Below are 16,634 nucleotides of genomic sequence, written 5' to 3'. Positions count from 1 at the left end.
GGGATTAGCGGGACAGGTGAGACCCCGCAGGGAGCGAAGCGAACGAGGAGGCTCACCGCCCGCCCCCCGGAAAGCGTGCGCCTGGAACGGAAAGCGACGGTTGTCGGGGGTTCCCCATTTATTCTCCAACCAGAAAGGGACTATCACAGAAAATCAGTTTTCACTGACTTTCTGGACAGCCCCGCAGACTGTAGACAAAGTATCTTTTTACTTTGTTTACAGTCCTTTTAAGGTTTGTAGTCATTTGATAAGTGTTTGCCTATCTTGGCTTGAAAACACTTGCCAAGGAAGGCAACCTAAGAACGCCACGTCCTGCTGGCCTCAACGCCGTATGCGGGCGTTTGTCAACAAGCTGGGACTAAATGAATATTTAGTTCCTCATCCCTTTACACTCTGTCAAATGGATGGCCGCGCCACAAAACTTCTTCAATATGTTTAATTTCCACTTTTTTCAATTCATCCTTACAATTGATCCAAACGGAGCCATCTTCTATTTTTTGTATGGTGCCCTTTACTTTTTCCCCTTTAATGACAAACTGCAATGGCTGATATACTTGCCGCTGAAACGGCTCACTTAAATACGTAATTTTATTTAATATGACAGGATTTTCGATTTCATGTTGCGTTTCATGTTGCGTTTCATGTTGCGGGGAAGGGTTTACTTCGATTTGCTCATGTTCCGTAAGTTCATCCATTACAAAGACGGACGTGCTCTCCTCTTCAATTTTTTGAATCGTTATCTTTGTAAAAACGGGCGGCGGACCTGATATAAACAGCAATGGTTCTTTATAAGTAATGGCAATTCCCCCTTTTTCAGTAGTATATGCGCCTAACACGCATGAAGTTCTACATCGAGGAATTGCCGTTACGTCTACAAGCTGCTAATGAATGTTGTTGCTAAACCGAGATAAATAATAATACTAATAACATCATTCAACGTTGTAATGAAAGGACCCGATGCAACTGCAGGATCAATTTTCATTTTGTGCATAAAAAGCGGGATGAAGGAGCCTGAGATTGTTGCAACGAAAATGGAAACTAAAATTGCTGCCCCAACTAATAATGCAATTACAAATTCATGCTTCCAAACAAAAATGAGCAAAATAACAAAAATAGCACATATGAGTCCGGTTATAATCCCGGTACCCGCTTCCCTCAATAACAATTTGAACTTGCTTTCCTCTTCAATATCACGTGTAGCAATCCCGCGAACGGCAACTGCCAACGCTTGTGTTCCGCTGTTTCCGGCAGTTCCGGCAATAAGTGGAATGAATGCGGCCAATAAAGCGACTTGTGATATTGTTTCAGTGAACATATCGATTAAGTTTGCAGTAAGCATTCCTAACACTAGTAGGACAATAAGCCAAGGTATACGCTTTTTCGCTGCTGAAAATGAGTTTTTATCGAATGTGTCCATATTGGCAACCGCGGCTAACTTGGAATAGTCATCGGAAGCCTCTTCATCCAATACGTCGATTACATCATCTACTGTAATGATACCTAACATATGCTGCTGAAAGTCGACGACAGGCACCGCCAATAAATTATAGTCTTGCGTTGTCCGGGCAACATCTTCCTGATCATCGGAGACGATGACACTTACAACACGCTCATTCATGATCGATCCAATTAATGCATCTTCATCGGCAATAATTAAATCACGTAAAGATACAACACCTGTGAGTTTATTGTCATCACTAACGACGAACACATAATAAATCGTTTCAGCGGATGGCGCTTCGTTGCGCAAAATCGTCATCGCTGAACGTACAGTTGAGTTTTCAGGAACAGAGACGTACTCCGTTGTCATAATTGACCCTGCAGTATACTCTTCGTAATGTAAAAGGGATTTAATTTGAGCAGCCGCTTCTTTATCCATTAACGTTAAATAGCTGGCAATTTGTGACTTATCAAGTTCTTTCAGGACATCTACCGCGTTATCAACGAACATATAGGAAATCATATCCGCCGCATACGTCGTGTCCATCTCCTGAAGGAACTCCTTATATTCACTATCATCTATTTCACTAGTCTCAAAAATTTCGGCCAACTCTTTAGGCGAAAGAAAATAATACATAATTTTACGAAGCGCCGCATCCACTTTTTCATAGAAAACTGCCCGGTCATATGGGTGAATTAATAAATACTCTTCCCGAAAAGCGCGGATATCTTGCTGCATTAAAGCTTCGATCATTTTTCCTTCATTTACGATAACTCCATCTCTTTCTTGTTCATTTACAGTCATGGCTGCACCTTCCTTTCCATTCCGACATGCATGTTTGCACAACTATACGGTAAGATACTATTTAAACTTACATTTAGGAGGACCTACGATGACATTTGACATAATTGGTGATATCCATGGCTGTTACGACGAGTTAATGGAACTCATTCAAAAATTAGGCTATACATTTGACTCCGGTTTGCCAGTACATCAAGAAGGTAGACAATTGGCATTTGTAGGAGATGCTATGGATCGTGGACCTGCCTCTCTTCCGACGCTGCAGTTTCTTTTCGCTTTGCAAGATGCCCGTAAATTAATCTATTCCCCGGGAAATCATTGCAATAAACTTTACCGTTTTGCATTAGGCAATACTGTTCAGCAAAAACACGGCCTGGAAACAACTACAGCCGAACTATACAAATTGTCTCCACATGAACAAAGTCGTTTTTTACAACGATATAAGGCATTTTACGAAGCGCTTCCTTTATATGAAACGTTAGACGGCGGAAAACTTATTATCGCACATGCAGGGATTCCTGAACAGTTCATCGGAAAACCATTTTCAAAAAAAGTTAAAACCTTTGTCCTTTACGGTGATATTACAGGCGAAACCCTTCCAGACGGCAGGCCGGTTAGAAGGGATTGGGCAAAATCATATAATGGCGAAGCAATGATCGTCTATGGCCACACACCTGTAAAAGAAGTAAGATTTGTCAATAACAGCGTGAATATAGATACTGGCTGTGTATTCGGTGGGAAATTATCAGCTGTCAGATATCCAAGCATGGAAATTGTTTCTGTTCCATCCAAACAGCCTTATAACCCTGAGAAATTCACTGAATTTTATTGATCTATTAAGAGGGACTGCAAATCTTCTGGCAAAGGAGCAGAAAATTTGAGCGGCAGACCGGTCAATGGATGTGAAAACGACAGTTCAGCGCAATGAAGCGCCTGCCTTTGAATTAATGTTAAAGAGCCACCGTAAAGATCGTCACCTAATAGCGGATGACCAAGCCATTGCATATGAACTCGGATTTGATGAGTTCTTCCTGTGTGCAATTTTAATCCTATTTGCGCAAATTCCACTTCGCTTGCATAATAACGGCCATAAACCGTGACATCTGTACGAGCATATTGCCCATCGGCCCGCACCGTACGTTCAATAATGCTGCCTTCTTTCCTTCCGATCGGCTGTTCAATTTGATAATAATCCGACTCAAAATGCCCTTCAGCCAGTGCTATGTAGTTACGGCTAAAATGGGACTGAATCATTTGATCGCTTAACAAATGGTGAATATGTCTATTTTTCGCCATACAAATGAGTCCTGATGTATCAGTATCCAATCGCGTCACAACATGTGCTGTGGCGGGAATTTGTTCTTCAGCAAATTTCCCTGCTACAAAGTTTGCTATCGTACCATCAGGCTGATCTCTTGAAGGAATTGTTCCTTGTCCTGCCGGCTTGTCAATGATCATGATCGCTTCATCTTCATAAATAATTGACAGCGGACCCGATTGAGGAATTAATCCCGCACTCGGCTTTTCGGGTGGAAATAGAATCGTCACGACATCTCCTTTTTCCACGATATGCCTGACAGTCCGCTCTGTGCCATTTACGGTAATGCATCCACCTTCGTATTTCGTAGCAGTCAATGTTCGTTTGGAGATCCCTTTACTATGCAGAAATTCTCTTAGTAGCAAAGGACCAAATTCCACAGTATAAATTAATTTGAAACGCGTGTCCATCATTCATCACTCGCAATGAAAGAATCATGGACACGTTTCCAAAACGGAAAAGCACGGAATCTTCCAAAACGAACCTTTTTGTCCGAAACTTTATATTCAATAGACTTTACATCTTTGTGAAGAAGTTGTAAATGATCAACTGTCACCATGAAATCCGGACCATTTACCGGTGTCAATATGCATCGATGGTGAGCAGGCAGTACTAATGGCGACCCAACCGTCCTAAATACTCGGTTATTAATAGAAGCCATTTCTGTTAGCTGCATAGCTGAAAAGGACGGATGGATGATCGCGCCACCCAATGCTTTATTATATGCTGTTGATCCTGATGGCGTCGACATGCAAAGGCCATCACCTCTGAATCGTTCAAAATGCTCTCCGTTCAATTCTACGTCCATGACTAAAGTTACTTCAGGCGATTTAACAGTCGATTCGTTCAAGGCTAAGTATGTTGCGCTTTTATCGGAATATCTGTAATTGATCATGACTTCCAATAAAGGATACTCAATGACGTTGAATTCCTTGCGCGCGATTGACAATACTAATTTCTCCATCTCCTCAGGCTTCCAGTCCGCATAGAAACCTAAATGACCCGTATGAATTCCGATGAAAGCTGTATGCTCTAATCTGTGGATATATTTATGGAAAGCATGCAGTAGCGTTCCGTCCCCCCCGATCGATAAGACGATATCTGGTTCTTCTTCATCATAGACAAGCCCAAAATCCTTTAAATAATCCTTTGCCTCAGAAGTTAGCCGCTTCGACAAATCGTCACTTCTTGTCTGGATTGCGAATTTCATTATGATCATTCCTCCTTTCATTGCGTATTTGGTAATCGCGTTCCGCTGTCTCTTTAAAAGCACTGAAATACTTTTGCGCATCATGGATTTCATCTCGAATGAGCGACATTTCTTCATCAAGACGAAAAGCAGCTTCAGCAGCCCTTTCAAGACGATGGCGAATCTCATCAGGCAATTCTCCGCTATACTTATAATTCAATGAATGTTCGATTGAAGCCCAGAAATTCATTGCCAATGTCCGGATTTGAATTTCGGCCATAATCGATTTTTCGCCGTGGATCGTCTGTACCGGATATTCAATAATAATATGAAACGACCGGTAACCGCTCTTCTTTTTATTGGAAATGTAATCTCTCTCTTCGATGATGCTCATGTCGGTGCGGTTCCGCAACGTCTGTACAACTTTGCCGATATCGTCGACGAATTGGCACATAATCCTCAGTCCTGCAATATCAGGAAGTTCTGCCGCCAGTGCATCTGACGGTTTGAATGCGATTCCTTTTTCAAGCGTTTTATCATAAATGCTTGCAAGCGGCTTTACCCTGCCAGTAACAAATTCTACCGGTGTATGTACATTCTCTAATTCATATTGCGCACGCAGACCTTTCAATTTCACTTTCAACTCTGCAACGGCTTGCTTGTATGGTGCAAGAAATTGTTTCCATTCATTCATGAAGAACCCTCCTATGTCACTCTACATTTTGCAGGAGGTCATGGAATTGGTGCTCGACGGCAGATGTGAATGCCTCCCCATAATTGTCATTCCCCTCTATATTAAAAATGAGCATTGTCAGTTCGTCTTTAAATCCTACCAATGGAATTGATTTTCCTTGGCTAATCATGATTGGATCCCCGTCCAGCTGCAATGCCTTTGCCATATGACCCCAAGTATTTTGAGGGAAATGCACATACGTGTATCCATGTTCATGATCGAATAAATAGACGAATGACATTTCTTCAGAATCGGTAATCATTTTGTTTGCTGGTTTTCCTAATTGGACAGCAGCTTCTTCATCATGAAGTATAAAGTGAATCTCATTTCCTTTTTGTATTCCATCCATAACTCTATTTTGAATTCGCATTTCTTTTCTCCCTTTCAATAATCATACGTTCAGTCTACCATATGATAAGCGCTCATGCAGTTTGTAACATGCGTTTTCTTGCAGGACTTGCTATACTAAGTAGAGCAAGTTCTTTAGTCTTACAACTTTTGAAAGGAAGGATTCGTTTGGACGCACAAACAATTCGAACTTTGATGGATATACAAGCGATGCAATCATTGGGGACGATGCAATCTTTAGCCGAACGGCAATCCGTATCTTCCTCCATGTTCAGTGATCTGATAAATGAAATGATGTTTAGTATTGGCGAATCAGGTTCCTCAACAAATCAATTGCAATCTTTTGGAATGTTCGGCGGCCTGCAAACGTTGGAAAGCCTTCAATATTCCGGATCAAACCAAGTGTACATGCCTTCAAGTTTATCGGATGCTTTGCAGAGAGTTTCCGAAACATATTCATATGATAGTGGAAGGAACTACTCAGGGGACTATTCTGAAATTATTAAAGAGGCCGCTGAACGGTACAACTTGCCAGAAAACTTAATAGCTTCGGTTATTAAACAGGAATCGAATTTCAATCATCAAGTCGTCAGCCGTGCAGGTGCTATGGGACTTATGCAACTTATGCCGATGACAGCCAAGTTTTTAGGGGTGCAAGATGCTTTTAATCCTCAGCAAAACATTATGGGTGGCGCAAAATATTTACGTCAAATGATGGATCAATTTGATCAGCGGATTGAATTGGCTCTTGCGGCTTATAATGCCGGTCCTGGAAATGTGAAAAAATATGGCGGCATTCCACCATTCAAAGAAACGCAGCAATATGTAGGAAAAGTCCTATCCTATTATCATCGCAATACTGTGTAACGGTTCATAGGCTATTTATTTGTGAAAGAAATGATTGGTTGATAAAATGTTCATACAGTCAGAACAAAGGAGATTGACATACATGACTCGAAAACCTTTGATTCCTTATGAGGAGATCGGTGCTGAAAAGTTATCGGAACTTATCGACCGTTTTTATGCAAAAGTTGCTGTCCATCCAGACCTTTATCCGATTTTCCCGGAAGATCTGACAGAAACAGCACGAAAACAAAAACAATTTCAAACGCAATTTTTAGGTGGACCAAATTTATATACAGAAGAACATGGCCATCCAATGATGAGAGCGCGTCATATGCCTTTTCCAATTACACCTACCCGCGCAAAAGCTTGGCTTGCATGCATGGCAGAAGCTATGGATGAAGTGGGTCTTGAAGGAAAGCTCCGCGATATTTATTACCAAAGGCTCGTTATGACCGCTAATCATATGGTTAACAGGAGCGAGGAGGATGGGCAGTGAATCGGGAAACTCTATTGGAAGAAGTTCATGCCCCCGCATATGCCAAGCCAATTGAACTATATGCGTTCATTGATCCTTTATGCCCTACATGCTGGGCGTTGCAACCGATGCTTCGTAGATTGCAAGTCGAGTATGAACGTTATTTCACACTGCGAATTGCACTACGCACAACTTTGCCTAAGATAAACGGCCTATGCTTCAATAAAAAAGAGGATCCAAAAGCGAGCGAGAAAAGTCATCCATCATTTCCAAGCTTGGCGATTAAAGCTGCCGAGTTCCAAGGCAAACGGGCGGGCTTCCGATTTCTATCCAAGTTGTATGAATACACCTTTTTAAAGTCTCGTGATGTTTCATCTTTATCGGTATTAATTGAAATAGCCGAGAAAATGGAATTAGATGTCAATGAATTTGTACTTGACTTTTCTTCGCATAATGTAATGCGCTCTTTGCAAGTGGACTTATACTTGGCAAATGAAATGGAAGTATGTGACGCTCCGACTTTTGTTTTCTTCAATGAAAATATTGAAGACGAAGGGTTAAAAGTGGATGGACTTTATAGTTATGAAATATATGAACAAATATTGGAAGAATTAATTGGACAACGTATTACACCTAATATCCCCCCTACTTTGGAAGAATTGTTTTGCAGGTTTGACTCCTTTGCGACGAAAGAAATCGCGGAAATCTATCGTATTTCTGAAAAGGCTGCTGAACGGGAACTGAAAAAACAATTGCTTCAACAAAATGTCGAACGTCTCCCGTTTCAGGAAATGACAATTTGGCGCAAAAAAGTAAATTAAAAAAGGCTGCTCACAAAGTCAGTGGATACTGATTTTACGGGCAGCCTTTTCATTTTAAAAACATATTTTTCTACTAATTGTCTCTTTCCTTTTCAGCCGACTAAGTGAGTCGACGCTCATTTTATAGGTTCACAGTTACTCATTAAAACAAGCAGTTAGAATAATGATTCGTTTCCTTTGTGTATGTCATCTTAATACCTGATTTACAGACCTATAGTTCTATTGGAAAAATCTACATAAACGCATATACGAAAAGAGCATCCGCTCCTGGGGGAGAGGGATGCTCTTCTACAAAGGGAATGGGAGAAATGTTCACGTTCAAACAAAAGGGGTGTATGTTTGGTATGTGATTTATTTCACATCTATAATTTATCATAAAATAATAGTAACATCAACATTTCACATGAAATTTCACATGAATGTCACAATTGAATAGGCTAACAAACACCTATGTTAAGCTTTTCCTTCATAAATCATTGTTTCTGACTCTCATTATTACAAATGAAAGCGCTTCCTTTTTAAATTATATTAAAATAATTATATCCATAAGAAAACTGCACCCTGTTTCATCCTCCTGTCGGGTGCAGTCCACTTTTGTTTTGTTACTAATTATATCGGCAACATAATCATTATGAATGCTTGTCCAGCAATGCTTCTAACTCATTCAATCTCTCTTCAAACACGCGGCAAGCTTCTTCAATCGGTGCTGCGCTTGTCATATCGACGCCAGCTTTTTTCAAAACTTCAATTGGATAATCTGAAGAACCCGCTTTTAAGAACTCATTAATATATCGATCTACCGCAGGTTGTCCTTCTGTCAAAATTTGATGGCTTAGCGCTACTGCCGCACTGAAACCAGTCGCATACTGATAAACATAATAGTTGTAATAGAAATGCGGAATCCGTGCCCACTCAAGCGCAATGTCAGCATCATCTTCTACGGCATCGCCGAAATATTTTTTGTTCAATGCGAAATATTCTTCGGAAAGCTTATTAGCTGTTAATGCAACACCTTTCTCGTCAAGTTGATGGATTAAATGCTCAAACTCTGCAAACATCGTCTGGCGGAATACAGTTCCACGGAATCCGTCAAGCCAATGATTCAACAAATAAATACGTTTTTGTTCATCATCAATCGTTTTCAATAAATGATCATTTAGAATCGCCTCATTCACAGTAGATGCTACTTCTGCTACGAAAATTGAATAACCGCTATAAATGAACGGCTGATTTTTCCGTGAATAATAGCTGTGTACACTATGGCCGAATTCATGCGCTAGTGTGAATAAGTTATTGACATTATCTTGCCAGTTCATGAGAATATATGGATTAGTGCCATATGCCCCAGAAGAATAAGCTCCTGAACGCTTCCCTTTGTTTTCGCGAACATCTACCCAACGATTTTCCAATCCTTCTTGGACAATTGATTTATACTCTTCGCCAAGCGGATGGAAACTTTCCAACATGATTTTAGACGCTTCATCATATGAAATTTTCATATCTACATCTTGCACAAGTGGCGCGTACATATCCCACATATGCAATTCATTCAGCTTCATGACCTTTTTGCGCAAAGCGACATAACGATGCAGCAATCCGATGTTTTTATTGATCGTTTCCAATAGATTATCATACACTTGTTCCGGTATATGATTTTGCGATAAAGCCGCATGACGTGCACTATTATACTTTCGGATACGCGCATTGACGTTATGCTGCTTTACGTTGCCTGACAAAGTTGAAGCGAAAGTGTTTTTAAACTCATCATATTTGCTGTACATCGCCTTAAACGCATCTTCTCTGACACGCGGATCGTCGCTTTCAAGGAAACGGATATAGCGACCATGAGAAAGCTCAAGTTCTTCTCCATTCTCATCTTTCACCATAGGGAACGTCAAATCAGCATTATTCAGCATGCTAAACGTCTCCGCTGAACTGCCAGTTACTTCGCTTAATTGTGCCAAAATTGCTTCTTGCTCAGCAGGCAAAACATGCGGGCGGTATGCGTTAACCTCTTTAAATTCTTGCTTGTACAACTTCAGTTTTTCATCATATTCAGATAGATTGGTCAGCTCTTCTTCCGAAATTGTTAGAAGCTCAGGCAAGAAGAACGATAACGCTGTCGACACTTTAACATAGAGTGATTTAGCGCGGCTTTCCATCGCTTGATAAACGTTGTTCGTTGTATCTTGGTCACTTTTCAAATGCGCATACACATACAACTTACGCATTTTTTGTGAAAGTGTATCGCGGAATGTCAATGCCTCATATAATGCATCCGCCCCATTACGAAGCGTCCCTTTATACTGTTCAGCATTGCCTACGAGTGCTTCAATATCTTTGAACTCCTTCTCCCACTCTTCATCTGTAGGGAAGATATCCTCTAAACGCCAAGTCTCCTCCACATTCACTTCTTCCCGTGTTAAAACTTTGTTCTTCGAATCAGTCGTCATGTTTATTCCTCCTTTTAATTCCCTTCGGAAAACGAATCATTTTCATTCTCTCAATTATAAACCTTCTTTGCAACATATCTTTCTGAAATAAGTCGCAAAATTTTGTTTTCAATATTCTTTCCTTCTGCCGTTATGTTATGAATGCCGCATTGTTCAAGAAATGATAAATATTCCTTGCATGCGACTACCATTTCTTCGTTCGGCTCGTCAAATTGTCGAGCAAATGACCAAAGTTCTTTTTCTGAAGCAGCACGCCATTCGATTTTTCTTTTATGGAGAAAATATAAGAGACGTATTTGCCAATCACAATCCGCTTCCCGAAAAGCTCGATTATGTGCAACGGGCACTCCGAAATGCAAAGGCAAACGGATTGGATGTAGACGCATCTCATAGCAGCCGCGCAAAAATGGATCCTGTATTCCTTTTCTATTTAGTAATATTCTCTGACTAAGAAATGCGTTTCTTTGGATTTTATATAAATGATAATATTGCTCGATCATAGATTGCGAAGGAGCTTTAGGACGTGAAAATGGCAATGTTTGCGCTTCATAAGGTAAAGTGTTATGAAGTCCAATATACCGTTGTCCTCCAATATGCAATAGACTGCTCATATAGTGGAATGTTGATGTTGGGGGATGTAAAGAGAAGAGTAAGTCCCCTTCATTCGGGGTGGTCAATAAGAATTGCTCATGAAACTTTGAGAGTTGAAAAATACCAATACCATTTTGCTGTTCTATGAATTTTGCGGGGGTATTCAAAATCCATAAGGGCTCCATTCCGGCAAGACGATATCCTTCCGATCGCTCTCTAAATTTATGGCGTGGGATCGGGCTGCATTGAAACTCAATTGGAATGGACATCTTTTGAGTCTCCACTACTAAATCCGGCCTTTGTGATAAATTACGCAAAAACGGTTCCATCTTAACTGCATATCCTTTGTTTTGAAAGAAGTTGAATAATAATCGCTTCCCTAATAGATGTTCAGGTGATTCCCCTTCCGAAAAAGAATCCCTGCAGGAAGTCTTTTGCTCATGTGCAAAATGTGGAATAACGACCTCCCCTACTTTCAAAATAACTTTTGATTGACATTGTGGGCAATAAAACTGATGCTGACACCTTAAACGCCGCAAAGCGTTACGTTCGATATCCGACGTCAAAACAATTGTCTCTCCATTTTCCATTTGTGCCATTAAAATATGCATCACTCCTCTTTGCTTCATTGTATGAATTTTTGCTCCATAGAGCAAGACTTTCAAAAGGAGATTATTTGCAAGCAATTGAATAGATTAGTGGAGCGCGTCATGTGGAACAGTGCATTGCTAGGCCTATACCATAGCACCTCTATAATATAGCAAACATCGTTTCTTGCGAAAAAAAAGCCGCCCATCATCTAATAATCGACGTAGGAGCGGCACTTTATATTCATCAGCTGCCAAAATAATGTTCCATTTTAGCAAAAACGTCTTTGTCCATAATCACTTTACCGTACTCTTCCAATCGGTGAATTGTCATATTGGATACTGATCCAAAATCAGAAATGACACTGCATAGATCCGTCTTTTTCGCATCATTCATTTCCGCGTCATCATAATTTATATATAAATAATATTTATCTTCGAATGAATAGAGAGATGACTCGAAAGTATAGCCGTGCACTTTATTCGCCAATGGAATCAGATCATCAAAGTTTGAAAACACGAACATATCAGATAACCACTCTTCCGGTTCATCGTTCGTTTCATCCATTAATTGGTCAGGCTTCCCAAACATCGCATGGTCTTGGAACATTTTTCTTGGATCATCCATGCCAAATGTTTCTTCCATTTCATCCGTGTCTGTCATCTGCGCCCTTGTTACGGTAACTTCAATTCCATTATTCATCGCATGGACTTGAATCCATAACGGCCCTTCAATTTCAAATTCCGTCTCGTCATTGATTTCATCCATCATTTCCCAGAAGAGCTCTTCACTTTTATCGCGGTTATACCAAACTTCTTCCCGCGTAAATCCGCGCTCTTCAATATCTACATATGATAGATAAAACTTAACGGTATTCTCATTAATGCGCTCTATTTCCATCCCTTTTCTCTCCCTTCCTTCAAACGAGCAATGGCCCGCTTCATTTTTTTGCAGTGAACCTGCAATGCTTCTTATACTTACTATATGAACGTCCTACCGGATATGAAAGGGTTCATTATAGGGACGTATAACGTTAATTGAATTGTAGAAAACATCCGCCCGGAAAGCAAGAGGAATGCAAAAAGCTGATAGGTTTACGGCATTTTGCCTGTCGACTCCCTATCAGCTTTACTATATTCTTTAACTTGATTCGGCAGAAATCCCTACTTCAAAAAGTGATGGGATACGCTTGCTCTATTTTCTTTTAAATCAGCGAGAACCAAATTAGCTGATTCAAGTTAAGCCTCCGGCGAATGTTATTTTGAGGCAAGCTTTCGCACTCCCCAAAAAATCATCCGGACATAATTGAATTAGTTAACCATTCGCCGCGCTTCAAGCAGCTGATAGGCCCTTACCTTACGAGGTAGAAAACGTCTAATTTCATCTTCATTATAACCTACTTGCAGCCTCTTTTCATCTAAGATGATTGGTCTTCTTAACAGGCCAGGATGTTCTTGAATTAATTCGTATAACCGTTGCAACGGCAAGCTTTCAACATCCACATTCAGTTTTTGGAAAATTTTCGATCTCGTTGAAATTATTTCATCCGTACCGTCTTCTGTCATGCGAAGTATTTGTTTAATCTCATCAATATTCAATGGTTCAGAGAATATATTCCGCTCTGTATATGGAATGTCATGCTCTTCCAACCAGGCTTTCGCTTTTCTGCAAGATGTACAACTTGGTGAGGTGAATAATGTTACTCCCATTCGCTGGACACTTCCTTTCAGTCTGCTCTTTCAATATTGTATTTAAATCAAATTAGAATAATTTTAAAGAAACGATCTTGAGTTCTATTATACACGTTATTGAGAATGATGAATACACCTTTTTAAGAAAAAATATGTTCGGTATGTCAAGTTTGTCACATTTCCGCAATATTGATGGGCTTACAGCTCCTTAGGCTATGTAAATTTATCCTTCTTTACTGTTATACCCGAACGAGGAATTAAATAAACATCTTCAAACACATTTATTTTCGTTCTCATTTAGTAAGTCCAAATTGAAAAAGGTAATTCCTACTTAATAGTACGTCTTTACTTTCCGAAAAGTTTCATTTTCTTATTAAAAAAATCCGGAAACCATTACGATGGCCCCGGATTTTTCGTTAAGGAGTATAATCTACTCCTTCTGTATACGAATTGCCAGCATTCCATAATAAGAATTCGTCTATCCCATTCTCATTTAATGCTTTAATTTGCGCTTCGACCTCTTTCTTGCCGTAACGAAGATAATTGCCTGCACCTAACCAAGGAGCGCTGAAATCTTGCAGCCACGGACGGGATGTCGGTTTGTTCTCCAACTCTCCCAATTTGGCATTTTCAACTTTAGCATATTCGTTAACGAGCCGGTACGGTTCCAAATCGGGTTTCGCAATTCCGAAATAAGATGTCCAATGACTTGGATAAATCATAGATGAAATGACATCAACATTTTCCGAGATTTTCGAAAAGTTTTGCCCGATGCCAGGTGCTTCAGGCAGAGTTGCTGAATAGCCAAATATATCGACAGATACATCAACATCGTAAGGTTTTAGCTTCTCACGAGCGTATGCCACAAAATCTGTAACAGCCTCTACCCTTCTTTGAACAGGATCCAAATCGGAATCCTTATACTCTCCCATTGAATAGTTCAATACTTCATGACGTTTTTCAAATCCTTCAGGAAATCTTACATAATCGAATTGAATTTCTTTGAAGCCCATCTTCGCGGCCTCAATTGCAATATCGACATTATGATCCCATACCTCTTTCAAGAACGGATTGACAAATGATTCTCCCCGTCCATTTGCCCATACTTCATTTCCATCCATAAAAGATAGATCAGGGCGCTGTTCTGCCAATACACTATCTTTGAAGACGACAATACGGGCAATTGGATATACTTCTTTCTCTTCCATTGTCTCTAACATTTGACGCGGATCTTTTATATACGGCTTTCCAATGCCCAATTCAAAGAGCGGGGAATCTTCTGTAGGCTTGTATGTAATGTTACCTAAGTCGTCTTTTATATCAATGACCATTGCATTCAACTCTGTTGACTCAATTAAATGTAATAGCTTTTCAAATTTTGCCCCTCCAGCTGAATGACCTGTAACATAGATTCCCCTTACTGCATCTGGATACTGAAAAGCAAGACCCGAATCATACCGATAAAGCGATGAACTATGTAGTAACTGAGTATCCAATTGCTCAAAAGCATATGTACGTTCTGCAAAGTCGTCTACTTTTTTCTCATTTGCTGCGTGAGCACTTAAAGGAAAAGCGATAGCAGCTAACAGTAGAAAGCGACTGAGCAATGCTGTTTTTTTCATAGAAAACATCCTTTCAATTCAATTATTCTATCAAACTTACACAGCTTTCCATAGGTTAAAGTTGTCTATTCCCGTCACTTCTTGTCTATAAACACCGAAAGTTCTATAACAAATTTCACTGTTGCATTTAACAGATCCCTATAGTATAATTGCGACAACTTACGATTCGAAAAGCTATGACGGAAATAGTACGAATGTGACAGTCATTCAGAGAGCCTGTGGTTGGTGAGAACAGGTATGACGGCATGAGGAATTGGGTTCCTGAGCTTGATTTGCGAAATGGATGCAAAACATTCCATAGTAGCTCATCACGTTACCCGCGTTAAGGGAAGTGGAGTGGCCTTATGAAGGCTGATTCGGGTGGTACCACGGTTGATCTACATCAGTCGTCCCTTATTTTAGGGATGATTGGTGTTTTTTTATTTTCAAGGAATATTGAGGAGGAATTTTTAATGAAAACAATTTTTTCAGGTGTACAGCCTACCGGTACAGTTACATTAGGGAATTACATCGGTGCTTTCAAGCAATTTACAGAACTTCAACATGAATACGACTGCCGTTTTTGTATCGTCGATCAACATGCGATTACCGTTCAGCAGGATCCAGATGAATTGTCAAAAACGATTCGTTCATTAGCTGCAATCTATATCGCCAGTGGCATCGATCCCGAAAAATCCGTTTTATTTATCCAATCGGAAGTGCCTGCCCACGTACAGGCCGGATGGATGATGCAATGCCTTTCTTATATCGGTGAGCTTGAACGGATGACGCAGTTCAAGGATAAATCTGCAGGCAAAGAAGGCGTATCTGCTGGTCTTTTAACATATCCTCCGTTAATGGCTGCGGATATTCTCATTTACAATACGGACATTGTGCCAGTTGGTGAAGACCAAAAGCAGCATGTTGAGCTCACTCGTGATTTAGCTGAACGGTTCAATAAACGGTACGGTGATGTGTTGACGATTCCTGAAGTGCGTATTCCGAAAAACGGAGCTCGCATTAAATCATTACAGGATCCATTGAAAAAAATGAGCAAATCAGATCCAAATAAAAAAGGTACAATTTCCCTTTTAGATGAGCCAAAGCAAATTGAGAAAAAAATAAAAAGTGCCGTAACAGACTCAGATGGCATTGTAAAATTTGACATTGCTGAAAAACCTGGTGTCTCTAACTTGTTGACGATTGAATCGGCATTAAGCGGCGTTGCAATTGCAGACTTGGAAGCAAAATACGAAGGTTTAGGCTACGGTGCATTTAAAGCAGGCGTTGCCGAAACAGTGATCGGCCACTTGTCCCCATTACAAGATCGATACAACGAATTGCTGCATTCTCCAAAATTGGATGACTATCTTGATTTAGGAGCTGAAAAAGCGAACGCCATTGCCTCTGCGACACTTAAGAAAATGGAGGCAGCGATGGGAATCGGAAGAAGACGGTAAGGTTCAGCACGATCACCGCCATGACAAAAAGTGCAAAATCAGCAGTTTGCAAAATGTACATGAATATTTGTTGATATGTATAGCCTAACGATAAATAATTTAAGTAGAGAATCATATTGGATACAGTAACGACAATAATTCCGTAACTGATTAGAAAGAGGAATACTCTTGTCATGATTCAACGCCCTTTTATTTTTCTACCATCTTATGTCCGTTGGCTGTTTTTAAGACTTTAATAATAGGGGCTGTCCAATAAGTCCCTAAAATAGAACAGGTGG

17 protein-coding genes and 1 other annotated feature are annotated in these 16,634 nt (G+C 40.2%); of the genes, 5 read left to right on the top strand and 12 right to left on the bottom strand.

The annotated features are described in order from the left end of the window. Positions 1-386 precede the first annotated feature (386 nt). Together ACFQ38_RS12945 and mgtE are read right to left on the bottom strand one after the other, a co-directional pair. On the bottom strand, positions 387-836 hold the full coding sequence (locus ACFQ38_RS12945) for a hypothetical protein (protein ID WP_381481344.1): 450 nt from the start codon (positions 834-836) through the stop codon (positions 387-389). Between the two features lie 35 nt (positions 837-871). Then, on the bottom strand, positions 872-2,245 hold the full coding sequence (gene mgtE / locus ACFQ38_RS12940) for a magnesium transporter (protein WP_336822099.1): 1,374 nt from the start codon (positions 2,243-2,245) through the stop codon (positions 872-874). Between the two features lie 88 nt (positions 2,246-2,333). Here mgtE and prpE point away from each other — a divergent pair, with 88 nt between their 5' ends. Next, positions 2,334-3,074 (top strand): bis(5'-nucleosyl)-tetraphosphatase PrpE, encoded by a 741-nt coding sequence (gene prpE, locus ACFQ38_RS12935; protein ID WP_336822098.1) that lies wholly within the window; start codon positions 2,334-2,336, stop codon positions 3,072-3,074. On the opposite strand, the gene ACFQ38_RS12930 is transcribed toward prpE, so the two are convergent. The 4 genes from ACFQ38_RS12930 to ACFQ38_RS12915 are packed head-to-tail and all read right to left on the bottom strand — an operon-like array spanning position 3,068 to position 5,852. After that, positions 3,068-3,970, bottom strand: a complete 903-nt coding sequence (locus tag ACFQ38_RS12930) for an RluA family pseudouridine synthase (protein ID WP_381481341.1) — start codon at positions 3,968-3,970, stop codon at positions 3,068-3,070. The two genes, prpE and ACFQ38_RS12930, sit on opposite strands and share 7 nt — an antisense overlap. Beyond that, entirely contained in the window at positions 3,970-4,851 is an 882-nt protein-coding gene (locus ACFQ38_RS12925) for an NAD kinase (RefSeq protein WP_336822182.1), read from the bottom strand. Before ACFQ38_RS12925 ends, ACFQ38_RS12930 begins: the two co-directional genes overlap by 1 nt. After that, complete coding sequence (locus ACFQ38_RS12920; protein WP_381481339.1) at positions 4,742-5,443, bottom strand: GTP pyrophosphokinase; 702 nt, start codon at positions 5,441-5,443, stop codon at positions 4,742-4,744. Before ACFQ38_RS12920 ends, ACFQ38_RS12925 begins: the two co-directional genes overlap by 110 nt. Before the next feature lie 16 nt (positions 5,444-5,459). Then, positions 5,460-5,852: a UPF0738 family protein gene (locus ACFQ38_RS12915; protein ID WP_336822095.1), complete on the bottom strand. Its 393-nt coding sequence runs from the start codon at positions 5,850-5,852 to the stop codon at positions 5,460-5,462. Positions 5,853-5,998: 146 nt separating this feature from the next. Here ACFQ38_RS12915 and ACFQ38_RS12910 point away from each other — a divergent pair, with 146 nt between their 5' ends. From ACFQ38_RS12910 to ACFQ38_RS12900, 3 genes are all read left to right on the top strand, one after another. Next, positions 5,999-6,697 (top strand): lytic transglycosylase domain-containing protein, encoded by a 699-nt coding sequence (locus tag ACFQ38_RS12910; RefSeq protein ID WP_381481337.1) that lies wholly within the window; start codon positions 5,999-6,001, stop codon positions 6,695-6,697. Between the two features lie 82 nt (positions 6,698-6,779). After that, positions 6,780-7,172, top strand: coding sequence for a globin domain-containing protein (locus ACFQ38_RS12905; protein ID WP_336822093.1), 393 nt, complete (start codon positions 6,780-6,782; stop codon positions 7,170-7,172). Then, entirely contained in the window at positions 7,169-7,972 is an 804-nt protein-coding gene (locus ACFQ38_RS12900; protein ID WP_336822092.1) for a DsbA family protein, read from the top strand. Before ACFQ38_RS12905 ends, ACFQ38_RS12900 begins: the two co-directional genes overlap by 4 nt. Before the next feature lie 629 nt (positions 7,973-8,601). On the opposite strand, the gene pepF is transcribed toward ACFQ38_RS12900, so the two are convergent. From pepF to ACFQ38_RS12875, 5 genes are all read right to left on the bottom strand, one after another. Continuing rightward, a complete protein-coding gene (pepF, locus tag ACFQ38_RS12895) occupies positions 8,602-10,425 on the bottom strand; it encodes an oligoendopeptidase F (RefSeq protein WP_336822091.1) in 1,824 nt (607 codons plus the stop codon). A 50-nt stretch (positions 10,426-10,475) separates the two neighbouring features. Next, positions 10,476-11,615 (bottom strand): competence protein CoiA, encoded by a 1,140-nt coding sequence (locus tag ACFQ38_RS12890; protein WP_381481334.1) that lies wholly within the window; start codon positions 11,613-11,615, stop codon positions 10,476-10,478. Between the two features lie 235 nt (positions 11,616-11,850). Continuing rightward, a complete protein-coding gene (mecA, locus tag ACFQ38_RS12885) occupies positions 11,851-12,504 on the bottom strand; it encodes an adaptor protein MecA (protein WP_336822089.1) in 654 nt (217 codons plus the stop codon). 410 nt (positions 12,505-12,914) lie between these two features. Then, complete coding sequence (gene spxA, locus ACFQ38_RS12880) at positions 12,915-13,313, bottom strand: transcriptional regulator SpxA (protein WP_336822088.1); 399 nt, start codon at positions 13,311-13,313, stop codon at positions 12,915-12,917. Positions 13,314-13,711: 398 nt separating this feature from the next. After that, the gene (locus ACFQ38_RS12875; RefSeq protein WP_381481332.1) at positions 13,712-14,917 is read right to left on the bottom strand and encodes a putative glycoside hydrolase; all 1,206 of its coding nucleotides are present in this window, start codon (positions 14,915-14,917) and stop codon (positions 13,712-13,714) included. Positions 14,918-15,084: 167 nt separating this feature from the next. Next, positions 15,085-15,314 (top strand) — a binding site (T-box leader). Positions 15,315-15,369: 55 nt separating this feature from the next. Here ACFQ38_RS12875 and trpS point away from each other — a divergent pair. Further along, on the top strand, positions 15,370-16,356 hold the full coding sequence (trpS, locus tag ACFQ38_RS12870; protein WP_336822086.1) for a tryptophan--tRNA ligase: 987 nt from the start codon (positions 15,370-15,372) through the stop codon (positions 16,354-16,356). On the opposite strand, the gene ACFQ38_RS12865 is transcribed toward trpS, so the two are convergent. Beyond that, positions 16,313-16,531 carry a hypothetical protein gene (locus ACFQ38_RS12865; RefSeq protein ID WP_336822085.1) on the bottom strand — a complete coding sequence of 73 codons (219 nt, stop codon included), beginning with the start codon at positions 16,529-16,531 and terminating at the stop codon, positions 16,313-16,315. The genes trpS and ACFQ38_RS12865 overlap by 44 nt on opposite strands. Between the last annotated feature and the right edge of the window lie 103 nt (positions 16,532-16,634).

The sequence above is a fragment of the Sporosarcina contaminans genome (genome assembly GCF_042679045.1).
GTDB lineage: Bacteria > Bacillota > Bacilli > Bacillales_A > Planococcaceae > Sporosarcina > Sporosarcina contaminans.
This window is presented reverse-complemented; position numbering and strand designations above follow the sequence as displayed.